Annotated in this window: 1 protein-coding gene; it reads left to right on the top strand. The window is 71.9% G+C overall.

The window, feature by feature from the left end:
• Positions 1-2478: calcium-binding protein (locus ACFOGJ_RS17500; RefSeq protein WP_379902857.1), on the top strand; the 2478-nt coding region annotated here is incomplete at both ends.

The following is a 2478-nucleotide window of genomic DNA, read 5'->3' as shown; positions in this document are numbered from 1 at the left end:
GCGGCTTCACCGTCACGGCGCAGAAGCTGGACGCCAGCGGCCAGCCGATGACCCCCTCGGCGGGCGACATCTCCTACAGCGATGGTGGCTTCGGCGTGAAGGGCGGCACCGTCGGCCCGGCGGTGCAGATCGGCCGCAACACCGGTTCCGGCGAATCCGACGCGATCATCGTCGACTTCGACCAGCTGGTGGGCAGCTCCGACGTCTCCGTCCGGCGGCTGTTCCGGAACGAGGGCGCGGGCGGCGAGACCGGCCACTGGTACGCCTATCGTGCCGGGGTCCTGGTGGGCGATGGCGCCTTCCAGGCGCTGAGCGGGCATGAGCTGGACTTCAGCATCGACCTGGCGGGCGATGGCGGCTTCGACAAGCTGGTGTTCAAGGCCGACCCCTATCCGGGCCAGGGTGCGACGGGCGGCAGCGACAGCTCCGACTACCTGATCGAGCAGATCAGCTTCACCGGCCTGCCGGTGGAGATGCCGGCGCCGGGCGGCGACGACACGATCGCCGGCGGTGCGGGCCACGACACCGTCTACGGCGATGGCGGCGACGACAGCATCAGCGGCGATGCCGGCCAGGACAGCCTGCTGGGCGGCACCGGCGACGACACCATCGACGGTGGTACCGGCGACGATACCGTCTCGGGCGGCGATGACGCGGACGTCATCGCGGGCGGTGCCGGCGACGATCTGCTGGCCGGCGACGCGGGTGATGACAGCATCGATGGCGGCGAAGGCGCCGACACGATCGATGGCGGCGATGGCGATGACACCGTCGCGGGCGGTGACGACGCGGACCTGGTGGCCGGCGGCGACGGCGATGACGTCCTGGCGGGCGATGCTGGCGACGATACGGTCGACGGCGGCGAAGGCGCGGACGCCATCGACGGTGGCGCAGGTGAGGACAGCCTGGCCGGCGGCGCTGGCAGCGACAGCATCCTTGGTGGCGCTGGTGCCGATACGATCGACGGCGGCGATGACGCCGACACCGTTTCCGGTGGCGACGACGCAGACCTGATCGCCGGCGATGCCGGTGACGACGTCCTGTCGGGCGATGCCGGCGACGATACGGTCGACGGCGGCGCCGGCGCGGACGCCATCGACGGTGGCGCAGGTGCGGACAGCCTGGCCGGCGGCGCTGGCAGCGACAGCATCCTTGGTGGCGCTGGTGCCGATACGATCGACGGCGGCGATGATGCCGACACGGTCGCTGGCGGCGACGATGCGGATCTGATCGCCGGCGGTGCCGGTGACGACGTCCTGGCGGGCGATGCCGGCGACGATACGGTCGACGGCGGCGCCGGCGCGGACGCCATCGACGGTGGCGAGGGTGCCGACAGCCTGGCCGGCGGCGCTGGCGACGATACGATCGAAGCCGGAGACGGCAATGACCGGGTCGCTGGCGGTGCCGGTGCCGATTTCATCTCTGGCGGTTCGGGCGGCGACACGCTTCGTGGCGAGGATGGTGACGACACGATCGACGGCGGTGCCGGCGAAGACAGCATCTATGGCGGCACGGGCGCCGACAGTCTGGCTGGCGGCGTCGGAGACGATCGGGTCGAAGGCGATGAAGGCAATGACCTGCTCGCCGGCGGCGAAGGCGGCGATACCGTCCTCGGCGGCGCCGGCGACGACACCATCACCGGTGACGCTGGCATCGACAGCCTGCTCGGCGGCGATGGGGCCGACAGCATCGACGCCGGGGCGGATGCCGATACGGTCGAGGGCGGTGCCGGGAACGACACCATCCAGGGTGGCGCCGGCGGCGACCGTCTGGATGGCGGCGACGGTGCCGACAGCATCGATGGTGGCGACGACGCGGATCTGGTTCGGGGCGATGCCGGCGATGACCTGCTGTCCGGCGGCGCCGGCGACGACACCGTGCTGGGCGGTGACGGCAATGACCAGCTGGACGGCGGCGATGGCGCCGATCTGCTCCGTGGCGATGCCGGCAATGACACCATCGCCGGCGGCGCGGGCGACGACACGCTCGACGGCAAGGACGACGATGACAGCCTGTCCGGCGGCGACGGAGCCGACCGGCTGCTCGGCGGTTCCGGCAATGACACGCTTGACGGCGGGACCGGCGACGATCTGCTCCGCGGCGAGGATGGCGATGACGCCCTGTTGGGCGGTGACGGCGCGGACACCCTCGACGGCGGTGCGGGCGCCGATACGCTCGACGGTGGGGAGGGCGCAGACCGCCTGAGCGGTGGCGCGGGCAGCGACTCCATCCTGGGTGGCGCCGGGGACGACACGGTCCTGGCCGGCGAAGACGCCGATACGGTTTCGGGCGGCGAGGGGGCCGACAGCATCTCTGGCGGTGCCGGCGATGACGTGCTGGCGGGCGATGCGGGTGCCGACACGATCGACGGTGGCGATGACGCCGACACCATCTCCGGCGGTGACGATGCCGACCTGATCGCCGGCGGTACCGGTGATGACGTTCTGGCGGGCGACGCTGGCGCCGACACGGTCGATG

Origin of the sequence: Marinibaculum pumilum (assembly GCF_042646425.1) — a bacterium.
Lineage (GTDB): Bacteria > Pseudomonadota > Alphaproteobacteria > Ferrovibrionales > Ferrovibrionaceae > Marinibaculum > Marinibaculum pumilum.
The sequence above is the reverse complement of the archived record's forward strand: the minus strand, read 5'-3'. Positions and strand labels throughout refer to the sequence as shown.